This window comes from Halolamina salifodinae (genome assembly GCF_017874235.1).
GTDB lineage: Archaea > Halobacteriota > Halobacteria > Halobacteriales > Haloferacaceae > Halolamina > Halolamina salifodinae.
This window is the reverse complement of sequence record NZ_JAGGLC010000005.1, coordinates 180043-193510: the sequence shown is the minus strand read 5'-3', so window position 1 is coordinate 193510 and position 13468 is coordinate 180043. Positions and strand designations below refer to the sequence as shown.

Annotated in this window: 15 protein-coding genes; 4 read left to right on the top strand and 11 right to left on the bottom strand. The window is 68.0% G+C overall.

The window, feature by feature from the left end; genetic code table 11:
• The first annotated feature begins 68 nt into the window (after positions 1–68).
• Positions 69–890 carry an amidohydrolase gene (locus J2753_RS12045; RefSeq protein ID WP_209492304.1) on the top strand — a complete coding sequence of 274 codons (822 nt, stop codon included), beginning with the start codon at positions 69–71 and terminating at the stop codon, positions 888–890.
• A gap of 16 nt (positions 891–906) precedes the next feature.
• On the opposite strand, the gene J2753_RS12040 is transcribed toward J2753_RS12045, so the two are convergent.
• Positions 907–1377: a DUF6789 family protein gene (locus J2753_RS12040; protein ID WP_209492303.1), complete on the bottom strand. Its 471-nt coding sequence runs from the start codon at positions 1375–1377 to the stop codon at positions 907–909.
• A 245-nt stretch (positions 1378–1622) separates the two neighbouring features.
• The gene (locus J2753_RS12035; protein WP_209492302.1) at positions 1623–2543 is read right to left on the bottom strand and encodes a glycosyltransferase family 2 protein; all 921 of its coding nucleotides are present in this window, start codon (positions 2541–2543) and stop codon (positions 1623–1625) included.
• Between the two features lie 87 nt (positions 2544–2630).
• On the opposite strand from J2753_RS12035, the gene J2753_RS12030 reads away from it, so the two are divergent.
• The 3 genes from J2753_RS12030 to J2753_RS12020 all read left to right on the top strand — a co-directional run bounded on the left by J2753_RS12030 (position 2631) and on the right by J2753_RS12020 (position 4027).
• Positions 2631–3023, top strand: coding sequence for a PPOX class F420-dependent oxidoreductase (locus J2753_RS12030; RefSeq protein WP_209492301.1), 393 nt, complete (start codon positions 2631–2633; stop codon positions 3021–3023).
• 39 nt (positions 3024–3062) lie between these two features.
• Positions 3063–3245: a hypothetical protein gene (locus J2753_RS12025; protein WP_209492300.1), complete on the top strand. Its 183-nt coding sequence runs from the start codon at positions 3063–3065 to the stop codon at positions 3243–3245.
• Positions 3246–3319: 74 nt separating this feature from the next.
• Positions 3320–4027: a class I SAM-dependent methyltransferase gene (locus J2753_RS12020; protein WP_209492299.1), complete on the top strand. Its 708-nt coding sequence runs from the start codon at positions 3320–3322 to the stop codon at positions 4025–4027.
• Position 4028: 1 nt separating this feature from the next.
• Here the strand turns inward: J2753_RS12020 and J2753_RS12015 are convergent, their stop codons facing one another.
• From J2753_RS12015 to J2753_RS11975, 9 genes are all read right to left on the bottom strand, one after another.
• Positions 4029–4445: a TRAM domain-containing protein gene (locus J2753_RS12015; RefSeq protein ID WP_209492298.1), complete on the bottom strand. Its 417-nt coding sequence runs from the start codon at positions 4443–4445 to the stop codon at positions 4029–4031.
• Between the two features lie 84 nt (positions 4446–4529).
• Positions 4530–5249 carry a YkgJ family cysteine cluster protein gene (locus J2753_RS12010; RefSeq protein WP_209492297.1) on the bottom strand — a complete coding sequence of 240 codons (720 nt, stop codon included), beginning with the start codon at positions 5247–5249 and terminating at the stop codon, positions 4530–4532.
• Positions 5250–5297: 48 nt separating this feature from the next.
• Positions 5298–6095, bottom strand: coding sequence for an MBL fold metallo-hydrolase (locus tag J2753_RS12005; protein ID WP_209492296.1), 798 nt, complete (start codon positions 6093–6095; stop codon positions 5298–5300).
• Between the two features lie 449 nt (positions 6096–6544).
• Entirely contained in the window at positions 6545–8266 is a 1722-nt protein-coding gene (locus J2753_RS12000) for a radical SAM protein (protein WP_209492295.1), read from the bottom strand.
• Positions 8267–8704: 438 nt separating this feature from the next.
• Positions 8705–9154 carry a hypothetical protein gene (locus J2753_RS11995; protein WP_209492294.1) on the bottom strand — a complete coding sequence of 150 codons (450 nt, stop codon included), beginning with the start codon at positions 9152–9154 and terminating at the stop codon, positions 8705–8707.
• On the bottom strand, positions 9151–9726 hold the full coding sequence (locus J2753_RS11990; protein WP_209492293.1) for a DUF7342 family protein: 576 nt from the start codon (positions 9724–9726) through the stop codon (positions 9151–9153). Before J2753_RS11990 ends, J2753_RS11995 begins: the two co-directional genes overlap by 4 nt.
• 91 nt (positions 9727–9817) lie before the next feature.
• Positions 9818–11980 carry a (Fe-S)-binding protein gene (locus J2753_RS11985; RefSeq protein ID WP_209492292.1) on the bottom strand — a complete coding sequence of 721 codons (2163 nt, stop codon included), beginning with the start codon at positions 11978–11980 and terminating at the stop codon, positions 9818–9820.
• A 51-nt stretch (positions 11981–12031) separates the two neighbouring features.
• Positions 12032–12736, bottom strand: coding sequence for an energy-coupling factor transporter transmembrane component T family protein (locus tag J2753_RS11980; protein WP_209492291.1), 705 nt, complete (start codon positions 12734–12736; stop codon positions 12032–12034).
• Positions 12736–13467: an energy-coupling factor ABC transporter ATP-binding protein gene (locus J2753_RS11975; RefSeq protein ID WP_209492290.1), complete on the bottom strand. Its 732-nt coding sequence runs from the start codon at positions 13465–13467 to the stop codon at positions 12736–12738. The genes J2753_RS11980 and J2753_RS11975 overlap by 1 nt, the downstream gene beginning before the upstream one ends.
• Between the last annotated feature and the right edge of the window lies 1 nt (position 13468).

Here is a 13468-nt window from a genome sequence, read left to right as displayed (position 1 = left end):
GCGCGGCCCCCGCGAGCGCGCCCGGTCGACCCATCCCTTTTTGCGTTACCCACGGAAGGGAGGGGTAGATGCTGGAGCTGGAACACGGCTTCCGCGTCGCCGACGTCCACACCCGGCTGGACCCCGACGAGGAGGCCGTCGCCGTCCGTGGTCGACAGGTCTCGCCGGAGCGTCTGGAACGCGAGATGCACCAGGCCGGCGTCGAGCGCGCGGCAGCCTCGCCCGGTCGGACGCCCCGCGGCGAGGGGTACCTCCGGGCCAACAACGCCGTCGCGCGGCTGAGCGTCGACCGACCGATCCTGGCGTTCGCGCGCCTCGGCGGCCCGCGGCGCGTCCACCGCATCGTCGGGCCGCTGATCAACCCCGTCGTGCGCCCGAAATCCCACCACACCACCGCCGGCGATGTCGAGCAGTACGCCTACGACGACCGCTACCACGGGTTCACGCTCGACCCGGCCCACGACGGCCTCCCGACCGAGGCGGTGCTCGACGAACTCGCGAGCGTCGGCGACCCGGTACTCGTCCACGGCGGCGAGCAGTTCCCGCCCGAGGCCGTCGCCGACACCCTCCTAGACCGGGGGTTCCCGGTCGTCCTCACCTCCTTCGGCGGCGACCCGCTGAACGAGGCGCTGATGGACGACGCGCTCTCGCTGCTGGCGGACCACGACCATCTCTATCTCGACACCGCCTACGTTCCGGACCGGGACGTGCTGGAACGGGGCCTGCTCGAACACCCCGACCGGATCCTGTTCGGCAGCGGCGCGCCCTCGGTCCACCCCAACGTCGGCGTGATGGCGATTCTGACCCTCGACGTGCCGGAGGACGCGATGCGACGTGCGTTCACGAAGAACCCCGCGCGGGTGGTGCCGGGGCTGCTGCCGGATCTCTGATCTGCCTCCCGCCGGCTCAGATCTCCCCCTCGGTCGTGGCGTACACCCCGCCTAGCACGACGCCGTATGCGAGATGCCAGAGCAGCGACGGCGGCGCGAAGTTGGGAAACGGCGGGCTCGCCGGGGAGCCGACTGCCGAGAGCCACACCGGCATCACGAGCGCGGCGAGTACGACCCATGTGGCGACGCCCCACGCGGCGCCGGCGCCGACGGTCCGCCCGGTCGACTCGATATCGAGCGTGCCGACGATGGCCGCGAACGCCACCCCAAGCACGGCGCCGTGGGAGAGGTGGACGAACAGCCCTGCCCCGACGCTCTCCGGCGGTGCGAGGCCGTAGAGTGACGGGATCGCCACCGCGAGGGTCGGCGGATTCATCGCGAGCACGAGTGCCCCCATCACGGCGGCACCGGCGATGCCGCCGAGGACACCCGCCTTCCAGTCGCCGGTACCGGTGCTTCCGCCCTCCGCTGTCCCAGTTGTGGACATAAAATAGCGGTCTCCGACCGGCACAAAGGCTGTTTGGGGCGAATGTGTTCAGTTTGCACGCCCGTGACAGTCGCACAAGCGTCCGTCGTCGGATGGTTCGAGTCGATACCCGCGACTGCGTCCGTCGCCGACTTCCACTACCGAGAGCGTCGGCTGTCCGTCGCGGACTTCCACTACCGAGAGCGTCGGCTGTCCGTCGCGGACTTCCACTACCGAGAGCGTCGGCTGTCCGTCGCCGACTTCCACTACCGCCAGTCGTACACGGCCACCGCCCGCTCCTCCTCGACCGAGAGGCCGTTCGGGTTGCGTGCGTAGCTCCGGTCGCGGGCCCGCGCGGTCAGGCCGTCGGCGGTCCCGCGGCCCATCCCGGTTATCACGTCCCGACCGTTCCCGATCCATCCGGAGGGCGTCCCCTCCCCCTGAATCACTTCCCGTGCGGCGTCGGCGGCGTCGGCGGCCGCGTGTGAGAGCGTGCGCCGCGCGACGGTCGGCCGCGGACCGTAGTTTTTCACCAGCCGATAGCTGAGCGAGCGGTACTTCCACGCTCGGTCGTGTTCGTCCGGGCCGTGGGGCTGTGGGCCGCCGTTGTCGCCGTCCTCGCCGCGGTGGGTCGCCATCGCGTCGCGCCACGCCACGTCGTCGCCGGCGCCCGCGAGGCGGTGGGCGGCGTCGCGCGCGCCGCCGGTCAGCAGGTACTCGTCGAAGCCGTCGAGGGTGTCCCGGAGCGTCGTCGCGCGGAACGCGACGTTGTCGCCACTGAAGTAGGTCACGTCCCGCCCGGCGATAGTCCGCTGTTCCGGCCCCTCGTCGACGTGCTCGTGGTCGCCACGGTTCACCGGGCCGCTGACTGCGCTTGCGGCCGCGAGGCCGTCCCGGATCGCGTCGACCCAGCCGTCGCCGATCCGGAGATCGTAGCCCAACAGGGCGATGGCGTCGCCCTCGGCGACGGCGATGCCGGCGTTCCGGGCGACGTTGATACAGCGGTCGGCCACCTCCACCAGCACGTCCACGTCGTCGCGTTCCCGCACCATCCCGGTGGTACCGTCGGCGGAGGGGCCGTTGACGACGACCACCTCCGCGTCGGGCGCACGCGCGGCCAGCGAGTCGAGGCTGGCCGCGAGTCGGTCCCGCCCGTTGAGCGTCGGGACCACGACCGAGAGATCCATACGTGACCCAAATTGGGGCGATGCTTAAAACGTGGTCGGGTGCGTCCGACCGAACCCTTAGGGGAGACCGGCGCTATCCCCCGAAACGTGATCCCCGAGTCACACGTCGACATCTTCGAGTCCGAATCGTTCGCCCACCTCTCCACGATGCTCCCGGACGGGACGCCCCACGTCACGCCGGTCTGGGTCGACCACGAGGACCGGGAGTACGTACTGGTCAACACCGCCCGCGGCCGGCGCAAGGAGAAGAACGTCCGCAACGATCCCAGCGTCGCGCTCTCGGTCACGGATCCAGACGACGGTTATCGCTACGTCTCAGTCCGGGGCGAGGCCGAACTCACCGAGGAGGGGGCCAAGGAGCACATCGACAAACTCGCCCAGCGCTACTTCGATCAGGAGGAGTACCCACACCACGGCGAGGAGTCCGGCGCGCGCGTACTGATCAAGATCCCGACCGACCGGATCATGACCTCGGGCTAGCGCCGGTAGCCCTTTCTCGTCGCCCGCCAACTTCGACGCATGATCTCCCGCGAGAACGCCGTCATCGCCGTCTGTATCACGCTCTCGCTGGTCGCCGTCTACGCGGCCTCGGCGGCGACGACGCTGCCGACGTGGGGCAGCATCGGGATCGTCATCGGTGTCGGCGTGCTCCTGCCGACGCTGCTGAACGAGTATCTCGACCGGCAGTCGGGCGAGCACTGACCGGTGCACATCGACGCCGCACGCGGTTCGGCAAGCAGTACGGTTTTAGTGCTCGGCCTTCGATCCCCGATAGCGTGAAGGGAAAGGAGTGGTACCAGGCCGACGACGTCGCCGAGGAGTACGACGCAAAGCGGTTCTCCCGCGGCGGCCGCCTGATCGACCGCCGGGAGAAGCAGGCGGTGCTCGACGCCATCGGACCCGTCGAGGACCGGAGCGTACTCGAGATCGCCTGCGGCACCGGCCGGTTTACGGTGATGCTGGCCGAGCGCGGCGCCGACATCGTCGGTCTGGACATCTCGGACGCGATGCTGGCCCAGGGCCGCGCGAAGGCCCATCAGGCCGGCGTCGACGACCACGTGGAGTTCATGCGCGGCGACGCCGCCCGCCTCCCCTTCCCCGACAACCATTTCGACACGGTGGTCGCGATGCGGTTTTTCCACCTCGCGCCCACCCCCCGGAAGTTCATGGCGGAGATGGCCCGCGTCTCGAAGGAGCAGGTGTTCTTCGACACGTTCAACGACTTCAGCACGCGGGTGCTGTACAACCGCCTGCTGCCGATGGGGTCGCATCTCTACGGCCGCGACGAGGTCGAGAATCTGCTCGACTCCGCGGGACTGGAGCTCGGCGACGCGGAGCACGACTTCGTCCTCCCCTACGGCTTCTACCGGAAGATCCCGGACGCGATGGCCGGGCAGTTCAGAAAGCTCGACACCACCATCGGTGGCTCGTCGCTGGGCAAGAAGCTCTGTTCGGTCTCCTACTGGAACGCCCGGGTGGCGTAAGCTACTCCTCGAGGATCTCGCCGACCGCGAAGTTCGACTTGACCTCGGTCACCTCGATCTTCACCCGCTCGCCGACCTCGGCGCCGGGGACGATGATCACGTAGCCACGCTCGACGCGGGCGATACCGTCGCCCTGCTTGCCGATGTCCTCGACCTCGACGTAGCGCACCTCGCCTTTCTCGACGGGTGGCTGGGGTTCGCCGTCGGTCGTGGTCTCGCCGCCCGCGGTGGCCGCCGTGGTGGTGGCGCTGCCGCCGTCCCCACCGGCCTCGCCGTCGATCAGCGCGACCCGGTAGGTGTCGCCGGCCGACAGCGACCCGCGTTCGATCTCTCGTTTCGGTACCTCGACGACGTACCGGTCGCCTTCTTCCCGCACCGCCGCACTGAACAGACAGAGGAGTTCGTCGGAGATTTCCATACTGAGACTCGGCTACGAACAGTCGGGCCTCCGTAATATGTGTACCGCTCTCACGGGCTGCGCGAACCCGGATTCACGCTGCCGTCACTCGACGGGCGTGCCGTCCGGGCGCTTGGCCCCCTCCGAATCGTGGACGACCACCTCGCCGCTCCCTGCTTCGACTGGCTCGTAGTTCTCGCGCAGCGCGATGGCCTCCTCGAGTTCCCGGATCGCTCGCTCTTTCAGCGCCGCGGCCAGTTCCTCGGCCTCCTCGCGGCTGATGTCGCGACCCAGCCCTTCGCACTCGTGGGCGCGCACGACGCCCTCGGAATCGACGGGCGCGCCTGCTGGCTCCGCGGTGCCGTCGAGCGCGACGCTGAACGGGTAGGTCTCACAGATCAGCGGGCGGTCCTCGTGGACCGTACAGACGCCGCGGCCGTCTTCCTCGGCGTAGAACGCGCAGTCGCCGCAGGCGTCGGTCTGGAGCGCCCACTCGAACGTCTCGCCTTCCTCACCGGCCTCGCCCTCCGAGAGGCCGTAGGGCATCGGCCGGGCAACGTCGCGCCACTCGCGGTTTTCGTCGTCCTCGTCCCCACCGGCGTCGCCGTTTTCCCCGCCCCCGCCCCCGCCCGCCGCCTCCTGCAGCGTCCGGACCTCGTCGGGGAACACGGTCGCGGTGTGGGGTTCGACCTCCCCCTCCTCGTCGACTTCCTTGGTACAGCAGGCGCCACAGCGCGTGCACTCGAAGCCGATGGACTCGATGGCGTCGGCGAGGTCGGCGATGTCAAGCCCGCGGGCCCGTTCGAGCTCGGTTGTCAGGGACACGGCCGGACTCGGTGATCCCTGCGGAAAACGTCGTCGGCGTCCTGACGGCTACGCCCGCCCGATTCGGCCGTGTTCGGGCTCCCAGCCGACCTTCCCCTCCACGGCCAGTTTCTCGACGTGTGCGAGCACGGTCGCCCGGGCCAGATCCCGCACGCCCGTGAGGTCCTTCTCGTAGGCGGCGTCGAGGACGGCGTCGATGTCGGTCGCGCCGCCCTGAATCGCCGCGAGCACAGCTCGCTCCCGGCGCAGTCGGTGGGCGATCAGGCGTTCGAGACTCTCGCGTGGGGTCGGGCCGGCACCGCCCTCCGCGGTCATCGCCGGGCCGTGCCCCGGCAGTAGTCGGTCGGGATCCCGCGCCCAGAGCCGCCGGAGGGAGGTGAGATAGGCCCGGAGGTCGCCCTCGGGGGCGCCGACGACGACGCTTCCCTCGGCGACTGCGAGGTCACCACAGATCACGGTGCCGTCGAACTCGAACGCGACGTGATCGCTGGCGTGGCCCTGTGTATCGAGCACCGATACCGGGCCGGAACCGGTGTGGATCTCGCTGCCCTCCGAGATTTCCTGGTCCGGTTCGACGCCGGTCGCGTCGGCGAATCGGTCGGGCCGGCGGGCGAGCAGGTCGGCGTCAGTCTCGGCGGCGTACTCGGCGACGGCGCCGACGTGATCCGGGTGGGTGTGTGTGACGGCGATGGCGCCGATGTCGTGGTTCGCGACGAGCGAGTCGAGTTCGGCGGTTCGCCCCGCGGGGTCGACGAGCAGCGCGGGCGACTCGCCGACGAGGTAGGCGTTGGTCGCGCCGGTTGGGGCGCGAGTCTCGACGGGGACCGAGACGCGTTCGACGTGCATGGGTCGGATTTCGTGGGTGGGACTAAAGGTTCCACGACGCGCTATTCGTGTTTGTGTGATTGGTGGTCCGCTGTCTCTTGATAGAGAACTACTGGAACAGCACCCGCAACAGCATCTCGTTCGTTGGCACCTGAGAGACCGCCGGGCGCCGGGCACGAGGCCCGGTCATCAGAAATCGGAGATCTCTGATTGGCAGACGAGAGCCTGCGGCTCTCGTCGACCTCGCAGGAAGGCAGCGCCTTCTGGCTAGCAGCCGAGAGAGCTTCGCTCTCTCGAACCACTTGCTCCCTCGGAGGGTGAGCGAGGGTTAAGCCCGAGCGAACCGGCTGGGGAGGCTTGAGGCCGCTGAGCGGTCAGCGGTGCGGTACAAGTAGTCTAGCCTCGAGACGCTGTTGCCGTTGGTGGCTCAGTATCCGCCGAAGCAGCCGCAATACCCACGAAAACCGCAACTAATCAGCCCGACTGTTCGGCTCGAACGTCCGCGTCACGTCAACGTCAGCATCACCCGCGGTCGCGAAGCGCGTCAGGTCCACGCCGTCGTCGTTGGCGACCTCCGCAACCGAGTCGTACGGCCGCGAGACCACGATGTCGCCCGCGCGACTGTCGGTGACGCCCGGAACCGTCGTGAGTTCGTCCATCGACGCCGCGTTCACGTCCAGCGGGTACGGCACACCCGTCACCGAGCGGTAGCCGTGGTCGACGATGGCCACGTCGATGGATTTCCCGAGTTCGCGCTCGCCGGGAATCCCCACGAGCAGCGGGTAGGTCCCGAGCTGGCGGCCGAACGTCTTGCCGTCCTGATGGTACTCCAGATGCACGTTCGGGAGCACCGTCCCGGGGGGGACGACGCGCTGGAGCATCGGGTTGTCCACCTGCTCGCGGACCTCCTGTTTGTACTCCTGGAACTGCGCTTTGTGCTCCTTCGCGATGTCGGCGCCGGTGTCGCCCATCTCCGTGCCGGCAAAGGCCATCACCTGCCGGATGTTGATCCGGCGGAGCATCAGCCCCTCGTCGTACACCTGCCGGAGGAACCGGCGGTTGTGGTCGTACGTCTCCGGGCGCTCGCCCTGCAAGCCGTGGACGAGGTTGATCCCGGGCAGGAGTTTGGGGAGGCGGTTCTCGTCGGGGCGCCAGCCGCCGGCTTCGTTCACGACGCGGACTGCCTCCAGGCATTCCTCGGCGGTCACGAGGAGGTTGTTCTGCTCCTGCACGACCGGGTCAGCGCTCTCGAGGCCGAACGCAGCCGTGTCGCCGGGCGTGTTGTACTCGGCGATGATGCGAATAGCCTCCCGCGACTCCTCGGGATAGTCCGTGATCGTCACGGGGTTCATGTTGTCGAGGTGGAGCGTCTGGAGGTTCGGCGCCACCTCGCGGATCCCGGCGTAGAGGTTGTGGAGCGCCTCGGGGTTGGGTGCCTCGCCGTCGCCGCCGTAGGCGAGGATGTCGGCCTGCCGGCCGATACGGAAGTGTTCGAGGCCGTGATCCGAGAGGCGGTCGACCTCCTCGACGACCGACTCGGGGCTCCGGAACGCGGGGTTGCCGTACAGCGGTTCGGTACAGAACGAGCAGCGGTAGGCACACCCGCGGGAGGTCTCCAGTTCGGCGATCAGGTAGTCGGGGTGGTTGGGGTGCTGCTCGACGACGAACGCGCCCGCCGAGGCCCAGCGGTCCAGTTCGTCGTTGTCCCGCATCCGGTCGTTGAACCCCTCCAGTCCGGAGTCGACGAGGTCGTACGCCGCAGCCTCGATGTCGCCCTTGGCGACGAACTCGTAGTCGAGGTCCTTGCGCTCCATGTCCTGTGCGCCGGAGTTCTCCTCGCCGACGCCGAAGCGGACGGGGCCGCCGAGCAGAGTCGTCCCGTTGGCGGTCCAGGCGAGTTCCTTCACTTCGTCGGGTTCGGCGGGGGTGCCGCCGACGTACTTCCCGGGGACGGTCATCCCGCCGACGTAGATGAACAGGTCGGCTTGGGAGACGTCGCCCCACTTCATCCGGTCCTCCCGGAGTTCGTCGATGGTGTGGTAGGTGATCTGCTCGCGGGGGACGCCGGCGTCGACGAGCGCACCGGCGGTGAACCGGGGGTAGGTGGAGATGTACGGCGGCACCCCGAAGTGGGCCGGTTCGTCGACGTAGCCGTCGACGATAGTGACGGAGAGCGAATCGGGGTCGGTCATGGACGGGTTTGTCGGTGAAGGGGTAAAACGCGTGTGGTGCGGCGTCTGGGTAGTGTTCAGATAAGGAGTTTCTACCAGCAGAAGTGGTGGGAACAGCTGAAAGCCCTCGGCTGTCTCGGCTCCCGCGGCTCGCTGTGCGCGTTCGCTCCTTCCAGTCGCTCACGTGCTTACTTCGCCGGGGTTCGCCGAGCACGGAGGGAGCAGAGCTCCCTCTAGCCGCCGGGCGGCGGCGCCGCCCGGCGAACGCCTCGCCCTTTCAATCTACGGAAACGGCGAGCCGTTTCCGTCGCCCGGAAATCTCCGATTTCCGCAGGCCACCAGGAATGCCGGCTGATTCACAGATGCAGTTTCCTTTTTGACCCGATTATCTGAACACCGCCCGGCGTCTGTGGCGGTCTCGTTCAATCGGCACGGTCGAGAGATGGAACAGCTGACAGTTTACTCGGGCTCCCAGAACGCCCGCTGCCGGCTCTCGATTTCACCGAGCACGTCGGCGAGAACGTCTCGCCAGTCGGCAGGATATGACGTGTCGTCCCCGACGGTCGGTGCGTCAGGCCCGGGATGAACGTGCTCGCGCTCGTTGTGGCCCGATGGGTGTCTGTCCCACCGCTGGTTGAACGTCCCGTCCTCGTGGTCCTCGTGATAGTGGAGGGAGAAATCGCCGTTCTCGAACCACACGATCTCCAGTCGGGCTTGCTGAACAGTCTTCGGGTAGAAGCGCGTCTCGTAGATACAGACGACACGCTCAGGTGCGTATTCGGGCTGTTCGTCGATTCGGACGAACCGGTCGTCGGTGGTGAGGCGCTCGTAGAAGACGTCGAGAAGATCCGCATCGATTGGCGCATTCGATGCTACATCGGGCGAACCGGCGTCGTCTCCGCCAGTCATGTGGCCGGACGTCGGTCGGCTGTCTCGCCTCGCTCTGACGAGAGCGCCCGTTCGAGCAGCATCACGTGACGCTGTGCAGTCCGCCAATTCGAGAGGTCGTTCCAGACCGATTTGACGGAGCGGTCGGTATCGACGGTCTCTTCGGACACTGAAACCGAATCGGGCGAGGAAACCCCGTGTTCCTCGACGAACCTGTCGATTCGGTCGGTTTCCGTCTCAAGGAACTCCAGCAACTCATCCGTCGTGTACTCGTTCCGTAACGTCTGGACACGCCGCCAGTTCAGATACGACTGGTTCCGCCGATACGTCGACGGCGAGTCGCTGACTCGTGTCACGATGCCCACCTCCTCGAACCACTCCAAGTACTCTCTGGCGGCGTCGACGCCGTGGCCAGCACGCTCGGCGACATCACTCACCGTCGTCGGCGCCGCGAGGCCGAGGACGGCGTCGAAGAAGTCGTCTCGTGTCCGTTCCCCCCGGACGAGGTCGGCCGGGTCAGTGAGTGCGTCGAAATCGGGGGTGTCGGCTCGCTCCTCCGCGTCGGCGCGGCGTTCTTCACGCGGTTCCTCCATACGTCCCGTTCGACGGCCTACGGTATAAATCTTCTTCGGGCGGATTATCCCCCGAACGAACACCCCGACTACGGAAAAGGTGTACCGCCGATCAGTCCGCGCTCGCGGGTGCCGCGCCCTCGTCGGCGGCCGTCGACGCCAGCCCGCCGGTCTCCTCCAGCGCCTCGAACAGCAGTTCGGCCACGTCGACGATTTCGAGGTCGTCCTCGAAGCCGCCCGTCTTGCGGCCGTCCTCGAACATCGTCGTACACACCGGGCAGGCGACGACGAACTTCTCGATCTCTGCGCCCGCGGCGGTGTCCTCGATCCCCTCGCGCAGGCGCTCCTCGCTGGGTTTGGGTTCGTCGTCGAACTCCATCCAGAGGCCGCCACCACCGCCACCGCAGCAGAACGAATCATCGCGGCTGCGGGGCATCTCGTGGAGGTCACAGCCAGTCGCCTCGATGAGTTGGCGGGGGGCCTCGTACTCGCCGTTGTACCGGCCGAGGTGACACGGGTCGTGGTAGGTGACGGTGTAGTCCAGATCGGCGCCCGAGAGGTCCAGCCGGCCGGCCTCGACCAGATCCGCGACGACCTGCGTCCAGTGGAACACGCCGATTTCGCCGTTCTGGTTCCACTCCTCGTCGTAGTCGAACGGCATCACGGGGTCGTCGGCGAACTCCGCGAAGTCGATCTCCGGGTACTCGTTTTTGATCGTGTTGAACGAGTGTGGGTCGGTGCAGACGATCTGTTCGAACTCGCAGTCCTCGAAGGACTCGACATGGTGGCCCGCCAGTTCGAGGTAGAGGAACTCCTCGCCCACCCGGCGGATGTCGTTGCCGTCGTGTTTCTCGTCGTCGAACAGGATGCCGAAGCTCACGTCCGCCGCCTCGAACACCTGTGCGAGCGCGCGAGCGACCTTCTTGTTCCGGTCGTCGAAACTCGGGTAGTCGCCGACGTACCAGAGATACTCGACTTCCTCCTCGCGGGCGTCGGTGACCTCGAAATCGAGTTCATCAGACCAGTCGCCGCGCTTCCGGTTCGGGTCGCCGAAGGTGTTGCCCTTCTGCATCACGTCCTGGAACACGTCCTGCATCTCCGAGTTCACCTGCCCCGTGTCGACCAGTTCGCGGTTCATCTTCGTGAAGCTGGTCAGATGCTCGATATCGACCGGGCAGGCGTCCATGCAGGCCATACAGGAGAGGCACGACTCCATCGTGCTGGAATCGATGACCGACTCGCCGCCGTCGGCGATGATGTCGACCTCCTCGCCGCCGGCGTCGACGTCCTCGCGGTAGCTCTTCAGGTCGAGAATCACGTCACGCGGGTCGAGGTTCCGTCCCGAGGCGTTCGCGGGACAGACCGAGGAACAGCGCCCGCACTTCGTGCAGGCGTCCTGATCCAGCGTCTCGCTCCAGGTGAACGAGTCGATGGACTCGGCGCCGGTGTCGGCGTCGAGATCGGCGGGGACCGAGGGCAGGCGCGCGCCGGCTTTCTCGTCCCGGACAACGACGTTCGCGAAACTGGAGATCATGTGGAACGGCTTAGCGTAGGGGACGAACGCGACGAAGCCGAACGCGAGCAGTGAGTGGGACCACCAGCCCCACCAGTAGAGCGCCTCGGCGCCGCCGGCGCCGATACCGACGGCCTCGATGACCATCGCGACGAAGTAGCCGACGAAGCTGACCGACTCGAAATCGGGGAACCCGGTCGCGCGGATGCGCAGGCCTTCGAGGATGTAGCCGCCGAGGCCCAAGGCAAAGAGCGTCCAGACGAACGCGTCGTCCTCGAGGCTCGTGTGTTTGCCCCAGAGGCGACCCTCACGCTCGGTGTAGCGCCGGAAGATGGCCATGCCGACGCCGACGACGAACAGCAGCCCCATCGCGTCCATCACCAGCGAGTACGCGAGGTAGAACTCGCCTTGGAAGAACGAGGCGCCCATCACCGTCCGGTAGACGTCGATGTCGAATCCGAGGATGGTCGTCCCGATCAGCAGCGTCAGGAACCCCCAGAGGATGAAGGCGTGCATCGCGCCGGCGTAGCGGTCCCGGTCGAACTGATTCCGGTTCGAGAGCACCGTCCCAGCGGCGTCGACGACCCGGTGTGGCAGGTCGTCCAGCCGCGGGAACGGGTCCTCCTTTGCCTGCGTGTAGCGCTGGAACCGTTCGTAGACGCCGACGGCGAACACCAGTATCGCCGCCGCCGCGAGGAAGTAGAACGCCGCCTTCCCCGTCGGGGATATCGTCCAGAACGTCTCGCGCGTCTGTGCGATCATACCCCGAGTGCTACGCCGCCGCCGGCAAAATCCTGCCGACTGCGAGCGAACTCACACGACCGCCGTGACGGCCAGTCCGGCGGCCAGCATCAGCGCCGGCGCGTCGACGACGCCGAACCGGATCCGTGGCAGCGTCCCGTTCCACGAGAAACATCGCGCCGACAGCGCCGTCGACAGCCGATCCGCCCGGGCAAACGCCCGACGGAGGCCGGCGGCGCCGACGGTCGCCAGTCGCTCCCGCGTCGGCCGCTGATCCCCGAGCCGTGCCGTCTCGGCGTCCCGGATCGCCGCGAGATCCCGGCGCAGCAGCGGCAAGAAGCGGAACACCAGCCCCACACCCGCACCCAAAAGCCGGCCAGCCTTCCCCGGGATCGCCCACTGGACCGCCGCGCGGGACTCGCGGGCCGGCGTCGTCCGGACGTAGCCGGCGGCGACGGCGACGATCAGCAGGGTCCGGTAGCTGGCGAGCAGGGGGTCCACGGCAGCAGCCGGATCCACCCACGGCGGGCCGAGCGTCACCAACTCGAACAGCACTGCGGCCGCGAGCAGGGGGAGGAGGAAGCGGTAGTCCCACAGCACCGAAACCGGCGAGAGCCGGGCGCTCGCGAGCGCCAGCGCGGTCACGCCGGTCAGCACGAGGAGCCCCCGCGGACCCGTGTGAGCGAACGCGGCGACCGCGAAGCAAAGCTGGACCGCCAGCTTCGTCCGCGGGTCGAGTCGGTGGGCGGGCGTGTCGCCGGGTTCGTAGCCGAGCATCAGTCGGTGGTCCGTCGGTCCGGGACGCGCACGCCGTACTGTTCCAGTTCCGCGGCCGCGTCCGCCGGTTCGGTGTCGACGACCACTGCGCCGTCGGCGAGACAGACCACGCGCTCGGCGTCCGAGAGCAGATCCCGGAGGTCGTGGGTGACGACGATCAGCCCCGTGCCGTCGGCGTGGAGGTCCCGCAGGCGGTCGAGCAGCCCCTTGCGGGCGGGCGAATCGAGCCCCGTGAACGGTTCGTCCAGCACGAGGTGATCGGGCTCCATCGCCAACGCGCCCGCGACCGCGAGGCGCTCGCGCTCGCCGCCCGAGAGCGTCTCGATGCGGTCGGTTTCGCGGCCGTTGAGGCCCACCGCATCGAGCGCCCGCGCGACTCGGCGGTCGATCTCGTCGTGTGAGAGGCCGAGGTTCTCCGGGCCGAACGCCACGTCGCCGCCGACAGTGGCTGCGACGAACTGGTCGCGGGGCTCCTGAAACGCCATCCCGACGGCCGTGCGGGCCGCGACGGGGTCCTCGGCGGCCGCGGTCCCGTTCACGAGCACCCGGCCCGCGTCCGGTTCGAGCAGGCCGTTCAGGTGCCGGACGAGCGTCGACTTCCCGGAGCCGTTGGGGCCACAGAGCACGAGGAACTGGCCGTCGGGAATCGTGAGCGAGACGTCGTCGACGGCGGCGTCGCCGTCGTCGTCTTCCCCGCCGTACCGGTGGGTCAGCGAGTCGATATCGAGCACG

Coding starts and splice junctions, on each gene's coding strand:
- J2753_RS12045 (WP_209492304.1), top strand. CDS start 69: ATGCTGGAGCTGGAACACGGCTTCCGCGTCGCCGACGTCCACACCCGG.
- J2753_RS12040 (WP_209492303.1), bottom strand. CDS start 1,377: ATGTCCACAACTGGGACAGCGGAGGGCGGAAGCACCGGTACCGGCGAC.
- J2753_RS12035 (WP_209492302.1), bottom strand. CDS start 2,543: ATGGATCTCTCGGTCGTGGTCCCGACGCTCAACGGGCGGGACCGACTC.
- J2753_RS12025 (WP_209492300.1), top strand. CDS start 3,063: ATGATCTCCCGCGAGAACGCCGTCATCGCCGTCTGTATCACGCTCTCG.
- J2753_RS12015 (WP_209492298.1), bottom strand. CDS start 4,445: ATGGAAATCTCCGACGAACTCCTCTGTCTGTTCAGTGCGGCGGTGCGG.
- J2753_RS12005 (WP_209492296.1), bottom strand. CDS start 6,095: ATGCACGTCGAACGCGTCTCGGTCCCCGTCGAGACTCGCGCCCCAACC.
- J2753_RS12000 (WP_209492295.1), bottom strand. CDS start 8,266: ATGACCGACCCCGATTCGCTCTCCGTCACTATCGTCGACGGCTACGTC.
- J2753_RS11995 (WP_209492294.1), bottom strand. CDS start 9,154: ATGACTGGCGGAGACGACGCCGGTTCGCCCGATGTAGCATCGAATGCG.
- J2753_RS11990 (WP_209492293.1), bottom strand. CDS start 9,726: ATGGAGGAACCGCGTGAAGAACGCCGCGCCGACGCGGAGGAGCGAGCC.
- J2753_RS11985 (WP_209492292.1), bottom strand. CDS start 11,980: ATGATCGCACAGACGCGCGAGACGTTCTGGACGATATCCCCGACGGGG.
- J2753_RS11980 (WP_209492291.1), bottom strand. CDS start 12,736: ATGCTCGGCTACGAACCCGGCGACACGCCCGCCCACCGACTCGACCCG.